Raw genomic sequence first — 16,956 nt, 5'->3', positions numbered from 1 at the left:
TCTAAAAGCCCTCTTCAGTCATTTGATTTTTCGAAAATTAGATTAGCTCAATTGCGACTGCAGTTGCTTCACCACCACCGATACATAGAGCTGCAACACCTTTCTTGCCACCAGTGCGCTTTAAAGCATGGATCAAAGTCAGGATAATACGAGAACCTGTAGAACCCACTGGGTGACCTAGTGCACAAGCACCACCATTAATATTGACTTTTTCAGGATCAAGCTTGAACTCATCCATTGGACACATGGTGACCATGGCAAAAGCTTCATTGATCTCCCAAAGATCTACTTCTTCTGCTGTCCAGCCTGCTTTATCCAGTACTTTCTGAATAGCACCAACTGGAGCAATTGTAAACTCGGATGGATGCTGAGAGTTTGACGCATAGGCAACAATTTTTGCTAATGGGTTTAAATCTTGAGCTGCTGCATTGTCAGCAGAAGTTAAAACCAATGCAGAGGCACCATCAGAAATAGAGCTGGCATTTGCTGCAGTAATGGTACCATCTTTGGCAAAAGCAGGGCGTAATGTTGGAATTTTATCAATATTGGCATTGAATGGCTGTTCGTCTTTATCAACTACTACATCACCTTTACGGGTGGAAACAGGGACTGGCACAATTTCATCTGCAAAGTAGCCTTCATTGACCGCAGTTTGTGCACGTTTTAATGAACGGATAGCGAAATCATCCATCTGTTCACGCGTATAACCTTTGGTATTTGCCATATCTTGGGCAAAAGAACCCATTAGGCGACCAGTTTCTGCATCTTCTAAACCATCCAGGAACATATGGTCTTTAATTTCACCATGGCCCATACGGAAGCCGCCACGTGCTTTAGGTAATACATAGGGCGCATTGGTCATCGATTCCATGCCACCAGCAACTACATAAGTTGCAGAACCGGCCTTGATCATGTCAGCAGCTTGCATCACTGCTTTCATGCCTGAACCACAAAGCTTATTAATAGTTACAGCACCTGTGCTGTCTGGAAGACCAGCCTTACGCATTGCCTGACGGGCAGGACCCTGTTTTAAACCGGCAGGAAGAACACAACCCATAATGACTTCTTCGATGTCTGTTGGTTGTAAACCTGCACGTGCAATGGCTTCTTTGATCGTGACAGCACCTAGTTCAGGCGCAGTCACACCTGATAAGCTGCCTTGGAAGCCACCCATGGCTGTACGTGCACCATTGACAATTACGATGTCAGTCATTGTTGTATCTCCATATGAGTTTTAGTCTTTTATTCTCGACCTAAGCAGTATATTGAAAAAACTGCAAGATTAAAGCCTCAAAAAAATTGAATCATAAACCGGACAGTTTTCTCAGCATGTATTTAGATTCTCTTTACGCAGATGCCCCATTTTGCTAAGTACAATTTTGTAATAATAGGAATGCTGAAAAGAACAGTAGTAAAAGCTGCCATTGGAGCCAATAGGTAAATTGGTTTGAGCCTGATAGTTGATACTTGGGATACTTAAAGCACCTCTCCAATCCAGCTGTCCATATTTAAGTCTTAGATGATCAACATGCAGTACGGTTTCGCCGGCATCAACCTGTCTATTTTTATTTTGATCGACAAATACCAGCCAGGCATTGCTCCACTGATTTGTTTGACAGGTCGATAGATTTAATGTGGGACAAATCACAATATTCTGCCGTAATACTGCCGATTGACTACGTGCATAGCGATTCACTGCTTTAATCTTCTGATAAATACTGTTAGCTTCTTGTTTTGACTGATATTCTTGAAACAAAGGAACTGCTAGGGTTGTAAGTATTGCAAGAATGGAAATAACAACAATAAGCTCCACAATTGTGAACGCATTATTTCTTTTTATATACATGATTTAACCTATTTATATATTATTTTTATTTGAAACATGCTATTAATTAGGCGTTTTTTAATGCTTTTTTTTATTTACCTAGTATTTTTGTACTTGAAATAGGAGAAAGCTGTTAAAATTAGGTAAGAGACAATAAGGTATTCACAATAAAAAATTGAGTAAAAATTTACCGAATTACAACGGAAATTGTAAGTAATTTTGTCAATAATTTACTTGATTAGATTAATCAAGCACTTGGAAAATTTATTCAGTGTTTGTATGATTCCCTGTGAATAGCTTAAAAATAAAACTGGGGTAAAAGAAGCCTATCTCAGGAAAGCCAATTTAGGCTTGAGCTTGAACAACAATTTGTTATCTCTGGAGGATAAATCCATGAAAATGAGTCGTATTGCTTTAGCAATGCTTGTAGCTGCTCCTTTAGCTGCTGCAAACGCAGGCGTAACTATTACTCCACTACTGGTTGGTTACACTTGGCAAGATACTAAACACAACAACAGCTATGAAGATCATCTATATGGTGAAACTCCTGAGCTTCAAGACGACCTATTCGTAGGTGCTGCGCTTGGTGTTGAACTGACTCCATGGTTAGGCTTTGAAGCTGAATATAACCAAGTGAAAGGTGATATCGAAGACAGCGAAGCTTCTTACGGTGAGTATAAGCAAACTCAAATCAATGGTAACTTCTACGTTACTTCTGATCTGATCACTAAAAACTATGACAGCAAAATCAAACCATACGTACTTTTAGGTGCTGGTCACTACAAGTATGAATATGATTTAGATGGTGATGCGCGTCTTAAAGATGACGAAGGTACTTTAGGTAATGCTGGTCTAGGTGCTTTCTGGCGTTTAAACGATGCTCTGTCTCTACGTACAGAAGCTCGTGCAACTTATAACATCGACGAAGATTTCTGGAACTACACAGCGCTTGCTGGTCTGAACGTCGTTCTTGGTGGCCACTTGAAACCTGCTGCGCCAGTCGTAGAAGTTGCTCCAGTTGAACCAGTTGCTCCAGTTGCTCCAGCTCCACAAGAGTTGACTGAAGACCTGAACATGGAACTTCGTGTATTCTTTGATACAAACAAATCTAACATCAAAGATCAGTACAAACCAGAAATCGCGAAAGTTGCTGAAAAATTGGTTGAATATCCAAACGCAACTGCTCGTATCGAAGGTCACACTGACAACACTGGTCCACGTGCACTGAACGAACGTTTATCTCTTGCTCGTGCTAACTCTGTGAAATCTTCACTAGTTAACGAATACAACGTTGATGCTTCGCGTTTGTCTACTCAAGGTTTCGCTTGGGATCAACCGATTGCTGACAACAACACTAAAGAAGGTCGTGCTATGAACCGTCGTGTATTCGCGACTATTTCTGGTAGCCGTACTGTACTAGCTGAATAACCAGCTGCTCAATAATTCATTATTGAACACTGATTAAAAAAAGCGACTCTCTTATGAGTCGCTTTTTTTATTGCCCTGATTTGACTACACTGCATAGCCCTAAACCTGTTTTTGAGTCTGAGCATGAGTGTGGAACTTCCTGAAGATTTACAAAATCTGGAGGCCAATAGTGGCCTCTATGCGATCTGGATGATTTTTCATCACTATGGTATAGATCTGCATATTCCGGATCTGGTACAGCTCACACGCCATGATCCTGAAATGGGAACCTCCAGTATTGCGCTTGCAGTTGCTTTAAAAACACTGGGTTTGGATGTTCATTTTTATACTGAACATGACCCAGATAAACAGCCAATTGAAATTGAGTTCTATCAACAAGCATCTCGTTTACAAATCCCGGTTATAGAACAGCCCTTGTCTTATGCAGACATTCAGGAAAATGTAGAAGCTGGACGTTTCGTGATTGTGTTCTATGACACCCTGGAGGGAGTAGGGAATCATTCTTTGGTGTACGAAATCAATAAAAGTGAAATCAGCTTCTTTGACAGTTTTGAATCCATGCCGAAAGAGGTGTTTGAACAGCAGCGTCGGGTAGAGGGGATTTGTCAGCAAACTATTATCATTGATGATCGAAATTTTGTTATGCGCCACAGTTAATACAATAAAAAAGCAGCCTGAATGGCTGCTTTTTCAGATCAAAAATTATTCATGATCTATTTTCATCGGCTGAACATCCATCTCTTTATAAGAAATGAGTTTGGTATTGTGTTTCCACTTATAACCTAACCAGATCGCTAAGAATAAGAAAATACCAATGTAAGTAGAAAGTACTGCAAGCCATTCACCATTTAGTACTGCCTGATAGTTTTGCCCCAGGACCACAATCGCACACAGCACAAAAGCAAACCATGGTGCAAACGGGAAGAACTTGGCACGATACGCCAGATCCTCAAGTTTATAACCTTGAGCCAGATACCCTTTACGGAAGCGGTAATGAGATATTGCAATACCCAGCCATACAATAAATCCACACATACCAGACATATTGAGTAGCCAGTTAAATACTTCCTGTTCACCAATAAATGTTGTCAGAAAACATAAGGCTGCGATTGCAGTGGTGGCATATAGTGCATTCATTGGCACACCGCGCGCATCCAGACGACCAAACAATTTTGGTGCACTGCCTTTACGTGCCATATCAAACAGCATACGGGTAGAGGAGTACATGCCCGAGTTACCCGCAGACAGAATTGCAGTCAAAATCACCGCATTCATTACACTGGCAGCAAAAGCGAAACCGGCTTGCTCATATAGCAAAGTGAAAGGCGAAAGCGCAATATCTTCACTAGACGCTGCCTGTAAAAGACGTGGGTCATCATAGGCAATCAGGGTGCCGATAATGAAGATACACACAATATAGAATAACAGGATACGCCAGAAAATTTGCTTGATTGCTACTGGAATGGTTTTCTGCGGATCTTTAGATTCACCTGCAGCAACACCGACCATTTCAGTCCCTTGGAAGGAGAATCCGGCAATCATCGCCACACCGATCAGGGCAGATAAGCCACCCACAAATGGTGCTTCACCTTTGGTCCAGTTGGCAAATGTAGCAACCTCAGGAGTTAACATGATTTTTACAATCATGAAGATACCAATGATGATAAACGCAATAATCGCCAGCACTTTGATTAAGGAGAAGAAAAACTCAGATTCACCAAAGCCTTTTACCGTCAGTGCATTAATCCCGAAGACCACCGCCAGGAACAGGGCGCTCCAGTAAAAACCAGGAATATCCGGAAACCAGAATTTCATGATGAACTGGACTGCGACCAGCTCAAAGGCTACGGTGATTGCCCAGTTGTACCAGTAGTTCCAGCCTAAAGCGAAACCAAAACCGCCTTCGACATATTTCGTACCGTAGGTAAAGAAAGCACCTGAAGTCGGATTATGGGTTGCAAGCTCTCCCAAGCTGGTCATCAAGAAGTAAATCATGACACCAATAAGCGCATACGCAAGTAATGCACCACCTGGTCCGGCATTGGCAATGGTCGCCCCTGAAGCCAGGAACAAACCTGTACCAATTGATCCACCGATGGCGATCATATTTAGATGACGAGCACTTAGCTTACGCTGCAGCTGTGTGCTGTTTTGAGTTTCGCTCATCATGATTCCTTAACATTTTTTTGAGTGCTGGCGAAAAGCACCTTGAAGCCTTGTTGATCAGTTTTGACTGTGCATTGGCCAAAACTTTGCTCAATTAAAATCGGGTAATTTAAGAAGCGGTTCGCCACAATCCATAATTCACCACCAGATTTGAGATGACGACGTGAAGTCTTGCACAGATTTTCACTGGCATCATAGTTGGTCTGAATGCCCTGATGGAAGGGTGGATTACTGACGATGGCGTGTAAAAATAATGGTGCATCTTTAATCCCGCTCACTGCCTTAATTTCAAGTTGCTCAGGCTCAAGCTGATTTTTCTCAAAAGTCATTTTAGTAGAGGCTAATGCAAAAGCATCTACATCTAAGGCAAAGATACGATTGTTCGGATTGAGCTTGGCAAGATAGGCACTAATGACGCCGGCACCACAGCCAAAGTCGGCAATTTTACCTGAAGTCACTTCAGACAGGTAGGGCAGGAAAACTGCTGTACCGACATCCAGATGATTCTGGCTAAATACACCAGGGAGTGCACAAATCTGTAAATCGCCTTTGGGAGTAGAGACGCTATAGGTTTGTGCCCAGTCAGCTAATGCTCTTTTCTCGACGCTGCAGTCTAGTGTCAATTGCCATAATTGGCAATGTCGTGCGCTATCGAGTTTGAGGCTTTTACCATAGGGTTGCAGCTGTTTTGCCGCGCGCTCCACGCCACCTTTTTTCTCACCCACCAAAAACACCTGGTTGCCTTGTTGTAGGTAAACCGCTACATTGTGAATCAGGTAATTAAGTAATTCTCTGGATTTTGGAACAAAGATTACAGCCTGATCAAATTCACCTTCAGGAAATTCTACACCAAAATGTACATTGGCTTGCTGGGCCTGAAAATACAGGTAGTCATTATAATTCCATGTCCACACTGCAGCCTGAATGGATTGATCAAATTCAGCCAGCAGATGATCCGTTGGAGGATTAATCAGCAGTACACGACCCGACAAATAATCATATTGTCTTAATAAGACTTCGCTTTTAGCATCCATAGGAATCTCTCCAATAGAAAAACACTGTCCAAGTTCAACTCAGACAGTGTTTTCTGGACATTAACTTACTTCTTTGTTTCAGGAAGTACAATATTTAGAATCAAGGCCGCAATACCGCCGGTCGCAACACCAGAACTAAAGATATTACGGAATAATTCAGGAAGATGTTCCAGAATCTGTGGAACCTGTGCCACACCCAAGCCTAATGCAAGAGAAATTGCAATGATCAGCAAGGCACGACGGTCCAGGTGAATACCAGACAGAATGTTAATACCAGAGGCAGCGACTGCACCAAACATTACCATCACTGCGCCACCAAGAACAGCTTGAGGAACGGCCTGAATCACGCCAGCCACTGCTGGAAGTAAACCCAGAATGACTAAAAGTGCTGCAATCCAGATGCCGACATAACGGCTCGCTACACCAGTTAGCTGAATCACACCGTTATTTTGTGCAAATACAGAACTTGGGAATGTATTGAATAAACCCGCAAGTAAAGAGTTTGCACCATTTACGAGCACGCCACCTTTAATACGCTTCATCCAGGTCGGGCCATCGACTGGCTGGTTAGAGAGTTTAGATGTTGCAGTAATGTCACCAATCGCTTCTAGCGAAGTCACCAAATAAATAAACGCCATTGGAATGAATAAACTCCAAGAGAAACTTAATCCAAAATGCATTGGTGTCGGGATCTGAACCAGTGGAGCATCTTTTAAGCCTTCAAAGTTCAGGTGACCCATAAAGCCAGCAAGAATATAACCTACAACCAGTGCGATCAGAATTGCCGAACTTTTTACCCAGGTAATGCGCACACGATTCAGTAAAATAATCAGTGCCAGAACTGTACATGACATGATCAGGTTATCAGCATTAGCAAAGGTTTTATCATTCATGGCCTGATAACCACCACCCATGCTGATTAGGCCTTCTTTAATTAAAGTCAGACCAATCAGTAAAACTACAATCCCTGTTACTAAAGGTGTGATCAGCTTTTTAATCCATGGCAGGATTTGCGATACGCCCATTTCAATAAATGAACCTGCAATCACCACGCCAAAGATCGAAGCCATGACAGCTTCTACGGGTGTACCGGCAGCAACCATCGCCGAACCAATACCAATAATTGGACCAATAAAGTTAAAACTGGTGCCTTGAACAATCAGCAAACCTGCACCAAATGGGCCAACTTTTTTGGATTGTAAAAAAGTCGCGATCCCTGAAATTACCAATGACATGGATAAAATCATGTTGGTATCTTCTTTAGAGACACCAAGTGCCAGACAGATCAGCAGGCCAGGAGTCACAATTGGGACAATAATGGCCAGTAAATGCTGGAACGCTGCTAGAAATGCGATAAATGGTTTAGGGCGATCTTCAAGGCCGTACACGAGGTCAAGTTGATCTTTGGAAGAAGGAGATTGATTAAAATCAGACATGTGTCAATGCAAATTAAGGCTGGGTGGCGCTATTCTAATCGAGTTACACGTCATTACAAAAGGCATTGGAAAAAAAATTGACGAAGTCAACAAACTGTCACTGTCAAAAGTTTGTATTTTTCTGTATAATTTGCCCTCAAATTTAATACGTATCGAATTTACATGTCAGATATTAAAACTCTCCGTAACATCGCCATTATTGCGCACGTCGATCATGGTAAAACCACTCTTGTAGACAAACTTTTGCAACAATCAGGTGCTCTCGGTGATCGCGCGGGTGAGATCGAGCGTGTCATGGATTCTGGCGCTATTGAAAGTGAACGTGGTATTACCATTCTTGCAAAAAACACTGCAATCAAATGGACTGATGCACGTACTAACACAGAATATCGCATTAACATCGTGGACACCCCGGGACACGCCGACTTCGGTGGTGAAGTTGAACGTGTTCTTTCGATGGTGGACTGCGTATTGCTTCTTGTAGACTCACAAGAAGGTCCAATGCCACAAACTCGTTTCGTAACGCAAAAAGCGTTCGCACGTGGTTTAAAACCAATTGTCATTATCAACAAAGTCGACAAGCCAAGCGCACGTCCTGACTGGGTAATTGACCAAGTATTCGATTTATTCGATAACTTAGGCGGTACTGACGAACAGTTAGACTTCCCGGTTGTATATGCATCTGGTCTTCGTGGTGTAGCGGGTCCTTCTCCTGAAGAACTTGCTGACGACATGACGCCGTTGTTCCAAACAATCGTAGACATTGTTGAACCACCAGCAGTTGACGTTGATGGTCCATTCCAAATGCAAGTGTCTTCACTTGACTATAACAGCTTCGTAGGTGTAATCGGTGTTGGTCGTATCCAACGCGGTTCAGTGAAATTAAACACGCCTGTGACTGTGATCGACAAAGAAGGTAACACTCGTAACGGCCGTATCTTGAAAATCATGGGTTACCATGGTTTAGAGCGTGTTGATGTTGAATCTGCTCAAGCAGGCGACATCGTTTGTATCACTGGTATTGATGCACTAAACATTTCTGACACAATCTGTGATCCGAAAGCAGTTGAAGCGCTTCCACCATTGTCTGTAGATGAACCTACAGTATCGATGACATTCCAGGTAAACAACTCACCGTTTGCTGGTAAAGAAGGTAAATTTGTAACTTCACGTAATATCCGTGAACGTCTTGACCGCGAATTGATCCACAACGTAGCACTTCGTGTTGAAGACACTGACAGTCCAGACCGTTTCAAAGTATCTGGTCGTGGTGAGCTTCACCTTTCAGTTTTAATTGAAAACATGCGTCGTGAAGGCTTTGAAATGGGCGTGTCTCGTCCACAAGTCATCATCAAAGAAATTGATGGTGAAAAACAAGAGCCATATGAAAACGTAACGTTTGACGTTGAAGAACAGCACCAAGGCGCTGTAATGGAGCAAATGGGTCACCGTAAAGGCGAAATGACCAATATGGAAGTTGACGGTAAAGGCCGTATCCGTATTGAAGCAACTGTACCTTCACGTGGCTTGATCGGTTTCCGTTCAGAATTCCTGACCATGACTTCTGGTACGGGTATCATGACGTCTAGCTTCTCGCATTATGGTCCAATGAAACAAGGTACTGTTGCGAAACGTCAAAATGGTGTACTGATTTCTATGGTTCAAGGTACTTGCCTGGGCTATGCATTGTTTACGCTGCAAGACCGTGGTCGTCTATTCGCTAAACCACAGTTAGAAGTTTATGAAGGCATGATCGTAGGTATTAACTCACGTTCTGATGACATGGTTGTTAACCCAACTAAAGCTAAACAGTTAACCAACGTACGTGCCTCTGGTACTGATGATGCGTTAACGCTTGTTCCTGCAATTGAATACACGCTAGAACAAGCGCTTGAATTCATTGAAGATGATGAACTTGTTGAAGTAACACCTAAGTCAATCCGTATCCGTAAGCGTTACCTGACTGAAAACGAACGTAAGCGTAACCGTGCTAAATAAGTTCGATTACTAATAGTTTAAAAAACCGCTGACATTGTTCAGCGGTTTTTTTATATATCTAGATAAGGTTGGACAAGATTACATAAACCTGATCAATTAGGCTTAAATAGAAATATCTAACTCCTGTATAATCTATCGCAAAATTGAAAATTGTATAAGAAACAGGTGACTTTATGAGTATTATTCAAGAATTTAAGGAATTTGCGGTTAAGGGCAATGTCATGGATCTCGCAGTCGGTGTGATCATTGGTGGCGCCTTCGGTAAGATTATTGACTCGATGGTAAAAGATGTCATCATGCCTTTAGTGAGCTGGGTTCTAGGTGGTGATGTCGACTATTCCAACTGGTTTGTTGTATTAGGAGATAATCCAAACAATATAAGCAATCTGGCTGCTGCACAGGCAGCGGGTCTGAATGTCCTTGCTTATGGTAATTTCCTGACGATTTTAATTAACTTCCTGTTATTGGCATGGGTCGTATTCTGGTTAGTGAAACTAATGAACAAACTGCGTCGTAAACAAGAGGTAGACCCAGAGCCAGCAGCAACACCGGAAGATGTTGCATTATTACGTGAAATTCGTGATGAGTTAAAAAAACGACCTGAAGCTTAAGCTTTCTTGATAAAAAAACGGCGCTTAAGGTGCCGTTTTTTTATTTAATTCCTTCCAACCTCTTTCCTAAAGGGAGGAGAAGTTCCCCTTTACTTATAGAGGGATTTAGGAGGATTAAAAATCCATTCGGAACTTGATTTCTAGCAAATGAAAACCAAACTGACTTTTCACTGGTCCATGTAAAACACGTTCGGCAGCAGTAAAAACCAGTTTATCAATCACTGGGACCAGCTGACCTTTTTTCACTTCACCCAGTTCACCACCACGTTTAGCTGAATTACAGGTCGAATATTGTTTAGCGATCTTGGCAAAATCTGCACCTGCTAGAATCTTTTTCTTGAGCTGTTCGGCAGTTTCTTTATCTTTGACCAGAATATGACGGACGATTGCAGTCTTCATTAGTTTTTACCTCGTACAGCTGCTGCACGTTTGCTAGAAAGCTTTACCTTTTTTAGCGGCTGGCATTCAGGACAGTAGACAGATGCACGCTGTCCCAACTTCATGTTTTCCAGCGTGGTTTCGCAGTTCACGCACATTTCCCCGGCACGGCCATAAGCCAGCAGTGTTTGTTGGAAATAGCCATTTTCTCCCATGGCATTGGTATAGTCGCGTAAGGTTGAGCCACCCAGATCAATCGCCTGTTTTAAAATGCGCTTAATTTCAATGACCAGCTTTTCAATCTGCTCAAAACTCAATGTAGAGGCAGGTTGTGCAGGATGAATGCCCATATTGAATAGGCTTTCGGTTGCATAAATATTGCCTACACCCACGACAACATGGTTATCCATAATTGCAACTTTGGTGCCAACATTTTTATTTTTTAATTTTTCAAATAGATATTCAGCATTAAAACTATCACTGAGTGGCTCTGGCCCAAGTGTATCAATCAGCTTGCTTTGAGACTGTGCATCTAACCACAGGATGCAGCCGAAACGGCGTGGGTCATGATAGCGCAGCTGGATATCTTCAAACTGAATAATCAGATGATCATGCTTACGCAATTCTTCACTGGCTTCACATAAGCGAAAGCTACCTGACATGCCTAAATGCCATAGCATCGTATCCTGTTCAAATTGCGCCAGAATATATTTGGAACGACGTGTCAGTTGAGTCAGGCGTTGTCCTTGCAGACGAGCAATATCCTCAGGAACCGGCCAGCGTAAGCTTGACTGACGCACCTCCACGTATAGAACTTTCTGATCAAGGAGAGGCAGGAGACTGGTTTTGGTGGTTTCAACTTCTGGTAATTCAGGCATAACATTTAGCAGCTAATATCATGACGCTAATATTGGGCGTTTTATAGTTGAATGCAAGTCCTGTTTAAAAGAGAACTAAAAATTGAAGATGGAAATTTATTTTAACAATTGTTTAAAAAATAAACTTTAATATCAGGTGTGTTTTTACTGTTAGGTTTAAAGAGAAACAGATTTTAGACCTTTTTAATTAATTAAATACCTGAAAAATATACATTATATAAATTAAATTTTATATGAAATATTATTTCTTATAACTTAAAGTTTTACCAATAATAAAAAAAATGCTGTGTATTTAAGTGAAAAGTTATGTAACGTTCTGTATCAAGTCATACAGGGCAAGTCTCAGGCTGCCTTTACTCTCTCCGTATGTTTAGGTTTTATATGAAAAAGTTAAGTCTCGCTTTACTGCCATTCATGGTAGCCATGACTTCAGCTCAAGCTGAATCTGCATTTGATCCTCAGGGGCAGTACCTGTTAGGGGACTGGGATGGCAAGCGTACAGAACTTGCCCAGCAAGGTATCAAGTTTGAGGCAAATATACTGACAGATACAGCTTATCTGGCAGAGGGTGGCCGTAATGAAGGAGCAGATCCATTAACTTCTGCACAGTTATGGTTAGGTACCCAGTTAGATATGGAAAAACTGGCAGGCTGGGATGGGGTGACTGTTCGTGCAGTAGCTACCGCACGTCAAGGCCAAAGTACTTCAGTGCGTGATTTACAAGGAAATGCGCCTCACATGGCCAATGTTCAAGGTACTTTTGGTCGTGGTAACCAGGACAGCCGTTTAAGCGAACTGTCAATTGAGAAGACCTTCCAAGACCAAGGATTGAGTATTAAAGCAGGTCGTTTAGGTCTGGGTATGGACTTTAATGTCATGGCTTGTGATTTTGCCAGTACAGCATTCTGCGCTGCACAGATGGGTAAATGGCAGGGTAATATCTGGATGAATACCCCAGTATCTCAATGGGGGGCACGCGTTAAACAACAGTTAAATCCTGAAGTTGCAGTTCAAGTGGGTGTTTATGAATTTAACCCGGACAATGGGAATGGCAAGGCTGAAGGTCAAGGCTGGAGTCTGGATACCGATCATGCGGATGGCGTAACCATTCCGGCAGAGGTGGTCTGGACTCCAAAATCACTCATCAATGGCTTGCCAGGCAGTTACCGTGTTGGTGGTATGTATAACACGGCTGATGATATTGCTAACCAAAAAGACATCGCAACAGGTGAAGGAAAAAACCGTACCTTTGCAGGGTGGTTAGCAATAGAGCAACAGTTAACATCGACAGGTAGTGGCCGTCAGGGTTTACATTCATTTGCCAATTTTACCTGGCATGACCGTGATACCAATAAAGTGGATAATTCACAACAAATTGGTGTGAAATATATCGGTTTAGTGGATAGCCAGCCAAATGACATTTTAGGTCTGGCAGTGAATCGTGTGCATGTGAATGACCGTTTTGCAGATTCACGTCCAGCATTTGATGCTAGCGCTGAATACAATATCGAACTCAACTACAGCTATAACGCAACAAAGTGGTTAATGTTACGTCCAAACCTGCAATATGTAGTAAATCCAGGGTCTAGCAATCAAGTAGACAATGCATTAGTACTAGGTTTAACTACACGAGTGATCTTCTAAAGTTGGATTGTTCACGCTATAACTAAACAGGCTCTTGGGAGCCTGTTTTTATTTTGAATATCAATCAGCCAATAAGAAGAGGAAACACCGCGTGACATTACTATTTCAGCCCGTGCAATTTGGATCATTGCAACTTGATAACAAAATCGTAATCGCTCCGATGTGCCAGTACTCTGCAACAGAGCAGGGTGAAATCACCTATTGGCATGAGCAGCAATGGGCCAATTATGCTTTGTCTGGTGCCGGTTTATGTATTGTGGAAGCGACTGCGGTACAGCCACAAGGCCGGATTAGCTATGCAGATCTGGGATTGTGGAATGATAGCCAGACAGCACAGATAAAGACCTTACTGGAAAAGGTGCGATCTCTTTCGCCAATGCCCTTTGCGATTCAGCTGGCACATGCTGGGCGTAAAGCCTCCACAGATAAACCCTGGGAAGGCAAGGGGCAAATTGCACCAGATCAACCTTTGGGCTGGCAGACTGTCTCTGCCAGTGATATTCCTTTTCAGGCACATGAACATCCACCAAAAGCCTTAAGTCTTGAGGAAATCCAGCAAGTAATTCAGGACTTTGCTGCCAGTGCCAAGCGTGCTGTTGACGCAGGCTTTGAGCTGATTGAGCTTCATGCTGCGCATGGCTATTTGCTGCATCAATTTATGTCACCTCTGTCGAATCAGCGCCAGGATCAATATGGCGGTTCATTTGAAAACCGGATTCGTCTGACTTTAGAGGTCTTTAAAGCGATGAAAGCTGCGGTTCCTGAAGGCTATCCAATTGGCGTGCGTATTTCTGCAACCGACTGGATGAAAGATGTTGAAAGCTGGAACATTGAGGCTGCTGTTGAACTTTCTAAAGCGCTGGAAGCATCGGGTGCAGCCTATATCCACGTTTCGAGTGCAGGTTTACATGTAGACCAGAAAATTGATGTGCATCCGAATTATCAGGTTCCTTTTGCGGAAGCGATTAAAAAGGCGGTCAATATTCCAGTGATTGCGGTCGGTTTGATTACGGAAGCAATGCAGGCAGAAGGAATTTTGCAATATGGACAGGCAGATGCTATCGCGCTTGCGCGTGGCATTTTGTATGATCCACGCTGGCCATGGCATGCAGCTGCGACACTCGGTGAAACAGTAGAGGTGACGCCTCAGTATTTACGTTGCCAGCCACACGGTTTGCGTGATCTGCTTAAGCCTTTCTCTTCAGCGGACAAATAAAACTGCTTGTTAAATGAGTGGAAGTTAATCGTTCAGGGATGAACATATTAAGGAACAATGCAGTAAAACTGCAGAAAATTAATGTTATTCACTATTCTATTTCCAATTTGTGCCGTCGTATTTTTAGGTTATATTGCTGCACGAACCCAATTTATCACCCCCTCGCTGATTATGGCGATGAGCCAGTTTGTAATGAAGATTTCCTTGCCAGCTTTTCTGTTACAAGCCTTGGCAAGTAAACATCTCAGCGATATCTGGAGTCCACAGTATTTTATTGCCTATGCAGGTGGTTCTTTGCTGCTCTATGGCGTGGTATTTTTCTGCTGCCGCTATTTCTTCAAGGCTTCTCTCACTGAGTCAGGGGTGCTGGCCATGGGTGGTTCCATGTCCAATACCGGGTTTATCGGCACGGCGATACTGACCTTATTGATTGGTTCACATTCAGCAATTTATCTTTCATTGACTCTTATTGTAGAAAATCTGCTGATCGTGACCTTGATGCTGATTCTGGCTGAACGGGGTCTGCAAGCCCCCGGTACAGCTGGTAAAAGTATATTGACTGGAACATTGCTACGGATCTTGAAAAATCCGGTGATTCTTTCGATTATGCTGGGTATTTTGTGCATAGTTCTAGATATTCAACTACCAGAATTACTTAGCTCTACCTTAAAAATGTTAGGGCAAACCGCATCGCCACTGGCCTTATTTGTGATTGGTGGTAGCCTGATTGGCATGAATCTCAGCTCACTGACGGCCTTTAGCTGGTTCCTGACAGCCATAAAAGTCATCGTCATGCCATTGCTGATTTTCAGTTTATTATCGGCTTTCGATGTCAGTCGTGAGATGCTTTTTATCGGCACATTGCTGGCGGCATTGCCAATGCCAATCGCTTTTGGGATTTTTGCCCAGCATTATGGGGTACAGGACAAAGCTTTACCGCCATTGGTACTCAGTACCTTAATGGGATTTATTGTGGTGGCAGTCATCCTGACTCAGTCTGGTTATTATCTCAGTTAAACATTCCAATAAAAAAGCCCCGAATCAGGGGCTTTTTATAGCTTAGGTTAGCTTTTCTTTTGCGCCGTTGGTTGAGCTGGTTTCTTGCTTTGTTCAGCAATCATTTTCTCTACTGCCGCCAGAGACTCTTTGGCTTGTGGAATATTTTCCTGAGCCAAGGCACTAAAGATTTTCTTCGCTTCAGGCAGGTTTTGCGGCACGATATTACCATTGGCAAACATGTTAGCGACTGCCATCAGGGCAGGGATATAGCCTTTCTTGGCAAGCTCCTGAATCGAGCTTAAACCTTGCTGAATCGGTTTTTCATCTTTATTTTTAAAGCCCAGGCTGATGTCATACAGGGCTTTGGCATGAATTGCCTGGAAATTATCTTTTTAATCAGTGGTTGAAGTTTTTTCAGTGCTTGCTGATCAGAAGCAGGTTTTCCTTCAGCAAAAAGTAACACTGCCAGATCCACAGTAGCATCATCAAAACCGGCACTGGATGCACGTTCCAGATATTGTTTGGCTTTGTTCAGATCCTGTTTCAGCCCCATTGTACCGCCTGCATAATTTTTACCGAGGACATAGTTGGCAACCGGGTAGCCTTTGCTTGCTGACTGTTCATACAGTTGTACCGCTTTTTTCTCATTCTTTGCGGTGCCCTGACCAGTCTGGGTTAAATAGCCTAAGTTATACAGTGCTTGAGCATTTCCTTTCTGTGCTAACTCATTCAGTAAAGTGTGGGCACCTTTAAAGTCATTGGCTTTGACTAGGGCTTCAACCTTGGCAAATTGAGGATCAACTGCTTCAGCTTTGGTATTTGCATTGGCAAGTGCATATTGAGATGAAACTGCGAGCATCGCAGCAAATATTATTTTTTTCATGGTTCCTGGACCTTGTTGTATGCAACACCTGATTCCGTGGTGTTTTTTAAATTATTACAGCTACATCATAAAATGATTTTATACTTTGTAAATATCCTAATTGTCACGAAATACAAATATAATGAAGAGAAGATGAAGACTATCTTTACCACAAAACTTTGAAATTCTATGAATCTCTGATTAAATCCGCGTTTGAGCCATGAAGTAGGGTGAAACAATGTTTATTAAAGGCATTAAACGTGCATATGATCAAATCAGTAAGGATGACAGTATCGCTGATGAGGATAAGTTCGATGCATTACTCATGCGATTGGGTCAAAACTTTTTAGTCAGCAATGAAGACCGTGTATATATTTTTGAGCATGAAGGTAAAACTGCACGCTTCGATGCGAAACATGCACGCGCTTTTCATTTTAAAGATTATGTGATTAAAGACATGAACAAATTGTTCCATGATTTT

Annotated in this window: 15 protein-coding genes and 1 pseudogene; 8 read left to right on the top strand and 8 right to left on the bottom strand. The window is 42.5% G+C overall.

Features of this window, described 5'->3' with window-relative positions; translation table 11 throughout:
* Positions 1-37 precede the first annotated feature (37 nt).
* Both HADU_RS06270 and HADU_RS06265 read right to left on the bottom strand, forming a co-directional pair.
* Positions 38-1,213, bottom strand: a complete 1,176-nt coding sequence (locus tag HADU_RS06270) for a thiolase family protein (protein ID WP_008304508.1) — start codon at positions 1,211-1,213, stop codon at positions 38-40.
* A 111-nt stretch (positions 1,214-1,324) separates the two neighbouring features.
* The gene (locus HADU_RS06265) at positions 1,325-1,846 is read right to left on the bottom strand and encodes a GspH/FimT family pseudopilin (RefSeq protein ID WP_034592418.1); all 522 of its coding nucleotides are present in this window, start codon (positions 1,844-1,846) and stop codon (positions 1,325-1,327) included.
* 372 nt (positions 1,847-2,218) lie between these two features.
* On the opposite strand from HADU_RS06265, the gene omp38 reads away from it, so the two are divergent.
* Together omp38 and HADU_RS06255 are read left to right on the top strand one after the other, a co-directional pair.
* Entirely contained in the window at positions 2,219-3,253 is a 1,035-nt protein-coding gene (omp38, locus tag HADU_RS06260; protein ID WP_008304506.1) for an outer membrane protein Omp38, read from the top strand.
* A gap of 123 nt (positions 3,254-3,376) precedes the next feature.
* Positions 3,377-3,910 (top strand): cysteine peptidase family C39 domain-containing protein, encoded by a 534-nt coding sequence (locus HADU_RS06255; RefSeq protein WP_008304505.1) that lies wholly within the window; start codon positions 3,377-3,379, stop codon positions 3,908-3,910.
* Positions 3,911-3,955: 45 nt separating this feature from the next.
* On the opposite strand, the gene HADU_RS06250 is transcribed toward HADU_RS06255, so the two are convergent.
* The 3 genes from HADU_RS06250 to HADU_RS06240 all read right to left on the bottom strand — a co-directional run bounded on the left by HADU_RS06250 (position 3,956) and on the right by HADU_RS06240 (position 7,889).
* Positions 3,956-5,419, bottom strand: coding sequence for an amino acid permease (locus tag HADU_RS06250; RefSeq protein WP_008304503.1), 1,464 nt, complete (start codon positions 5,417-5,419; stop codon positions 3,956-3,958).
* Positions 5,419-6,453: a methyltransferase gene (locus HADU_RS06245; protein ID WP_008304501.1), complete on the bottom strand. Its 1,035-nt coding sequence runs from the start codon at positions 6,451-6,453 to the stop codon at positions 5,419-5,421. The genes HADU_RS06250 and HADU_RS06245 overlap by 1 nt, the downstream gene beginning before the upstream one ends.
* A gap of 65 nt (positions 6,454-6,518) precedes the next feature.
* Positions 6,519-7,889, bottom strand: coding sequence for a uracil-xanthine permease family protein (locus tag HADU_RS06240; protein WP_004814515.1), 1,371 nt, complete (start codon positions 7,887-7,889; stop codon positions 6,519-6,521).
* Positions 7,890-8,051: 162 nt separating this feature from the next.
* On the opposite strand from HADU_RS06240, the gene typA reads away from it, so the two are divergent.
* Positions 8,052-9,887 carry a translational GTPase TypA gene (typA, locus tag HADU_RS06235; protein ID WP_004891578.1) on the top strand — a complete coding sequence of 612 codons (1,836 nt, stop codon included), beginning with the start codon at positions 8,052-8,054 and terminating at the stop codon, positions 9,885-9,887.
* A 173-nt stretch (positions 9,888-10,060) separates the two neighbouring features.
* On the top strand, positions 10,061-10,498 hold the full coding sequence (mscL, locus tag HADU_RS06230; RefSeq protein ID WP_004891580.1) for a large conductance mechanosensitive channel protein MscL: 438 nt from the start codon (positions 10,061-10,063) through the stop codon (positions 10,496-10,498).
* A 114-nt stretch (positions 10,499-10,612) separates the two neighbouring features.
* Here mscL and HADU_RS06225 read toward each other — a convergent pair whose 3' ends face one another.
* Both HADU_RS06225 and mutM read right to left on the bottom strand, forming a co-directional pair.
* Entirely contained in the window at positions 10,613-10,897 is a 285-nt protein-coding gene (locus tag HADU_RS06225; protein WP_004891582.1) for a peptidylprolyl isomerase, read from the bottom strand.
* Positions 10,897-11,754, bottom strand: a complete 858-nt coding sequence (gene mutM, locus HADU_RS06220; RefSeq protein WP_008304492.1) for a bifunctional DNA-formamidopyrimidine glycosylase/DNA-(apurinic or apyrimidinic site) lyase — start codon at positions 11,752-11,754, stop codon at positions 10,897-10,899. The genes HADU_RS06225 and mutM overlap by 1 nt, the downstream gene beginning before the upstream one ends.
* A 381-nt stretch (positions 11,755-12,135) precedes the next feature.
* On the opposite strand from mutM, the gene HADU_RS06215 reads away from it, so the two are divergent.
* The 3 genes from HADU_RS06215 to HADU_RS06205 all read left to right on the top strand — a co-directional run bounded on the left by HADU_RS06215 (position 12,136) and on the right by HADU_RS06205 (position 15,631).
* Positions 12,136-13,398, top strand: a complete 1,263-nt coding sequence (locus HADU_RS06215; RefSeq protein WP_008304488.1) for a carbohydrate porin — start codon at positions 12,136-12,138, stop codon at positions 13,396-13,398.
* Positions 13,399-13,489: 91 nt separating this feature from the next.
* Positions 13,490-14,614, top strand: coding sequence for an NADH:flavin oxidoreductase/NADH oxidase (locus HADU_RS06210; RefSeq protein ID WP_005223137.1), 1,125 nt, complete (start codon positions 13,490-13,492; stop codon positions 14,612-14,614).
* Between the two features lie 81 nt (positions 14,615-14,695).
* On the top strand, positions 14,696-15,631 hold the full coding sequence (locus HADU_RS06205; RefSeq protein WP_005223136.1) for an AEC family transporter: 936 nt from the start codon (positions 14,696-14,698) through the stop codon (positions 15,629-15,631).
* Positions 15,632-15,678: 47 nt separating this feature from the next.
* Here the strand turns inward: HADU_RS06205 and HADU_RS06200 are convergent.
* Positions 15,679-16,496, bottom strand: a pseudogene (locus tag HADU_RS06200) (tetratricopeptide repeat protein).
* Between the two features lie 217 nt (positions 16,497-16,713).
* Between HADU_RS06200 and HADU_RS06195 the strand changes: the two are divergent.
* Positions 16,714-16,956: hypothetical protein (locus HADU_RS06195; protein WP_008304485.1), on the top strand; the 243-nt coding region annotated here is incomplete at its 3' end.

The sequence above is a fragment of the Acinetobacter sp. HA genome (assembly GCF_000264725.1).
GTDB lineage: Bacteria > Pseudomonadota > Gammaproteobacteria > Pseudomonadales > Moraxellaceae > Acinetobacter > Acinetobacter schindleri.
Note: the sequence above shows the minus strand (reverse complement) of the source record. Positions and strands in the feature narration are given on the sequence as shown.

Bases quoted from the DNA above. Each gene is read 5' to 3' on its own strand.
- HADU_RS06270 (WP_008304508.1), bottom strand. From the start codon at position 1,213: ATGACTGACATCGTAATTGTCAATGGTGCACGTACAGCCATGGGTGGC.
- HADU_RS06265 (WP_034592418.1), bottom strand. From the start codon at position 1,846: ATGTATATAAAAAGAAATAATGCGTTCACAATTGTGGAGCTTATTGTT.
- omp38 (WP_008304506.1), top strand. From the start codon at position 2,219: ATGAAAATGAGTCGTATTGCTTTAGCAATGCTTGTAGCTGCTCCTTTA.
- HADU_RS06255 (WP_008304505.1), top strand. From the start codon at position 3,377: ATGAGTGTGGAACTTCCTGAAGATTTACAAAATCTGGAGGCCAATAGT.
- HADU_RS06250 (WP_008304503.1), bottom strand. From the start codon at position 5,419: ATGAGCGAAACTCAAAACAGCACACAGCTGCAGCGTAAGCTAAGTGCT.
- HADU_RS06245 (WP_008304501.1), bottom strand. From the start codon at position 6,453: ATGGATGCTAAAAGCGAAGTCTTATTAAGACAATATGATTATTTGTCG.
- HADU_RS06240 (WP_004814515.1), bottom strand. From the start codon at position 7,889: ATGTCTGATTTTAATCAATCTCCTTCTTCCAAAGATCAACTTGACCTC.
- typA (WP_004891578.1), top strand. From the start codon at position 8,052: ATGTCAGATATTAAAACTCTCCGTAACATCGCCATTATTGCGCACGTC.
- mscL (WP_004891580.1), top strand. From the start codon at position 10,061: ATGAGTATTATTCAAGAATTTAAGGAATTTGCGGTTAAGGGCAATGTC.
- HADU_RS06225 (WP_004891582.1), bottom strand. From the start codon at position 10,897: ATGAAGACTGCAATCGTCCGTCATATTCTGGTCAAAGATAAAGAAACT.
- mutM (WP_008304492.1), bottom strand. From the start codon at position 11,754: ATGCCTGAATTACCAGAAGTTGAAACCACCAAAACCAGTCTCCTGCCT.
- HADU_RS06215 (WP_008304488.1), top strand. From the start codon at position 12,136: ATGAAAAAGTTAAGTCTCGCTTTACTGCCATTCATGGTAGCCATGACT.
- HADU_RS06205 (WP_005223136.1), top strand. From the start codon at position 14,696: ATGTTATTCACTATTCTATTTCCAATTTGTGCCGTCGTATTTTTAGGT.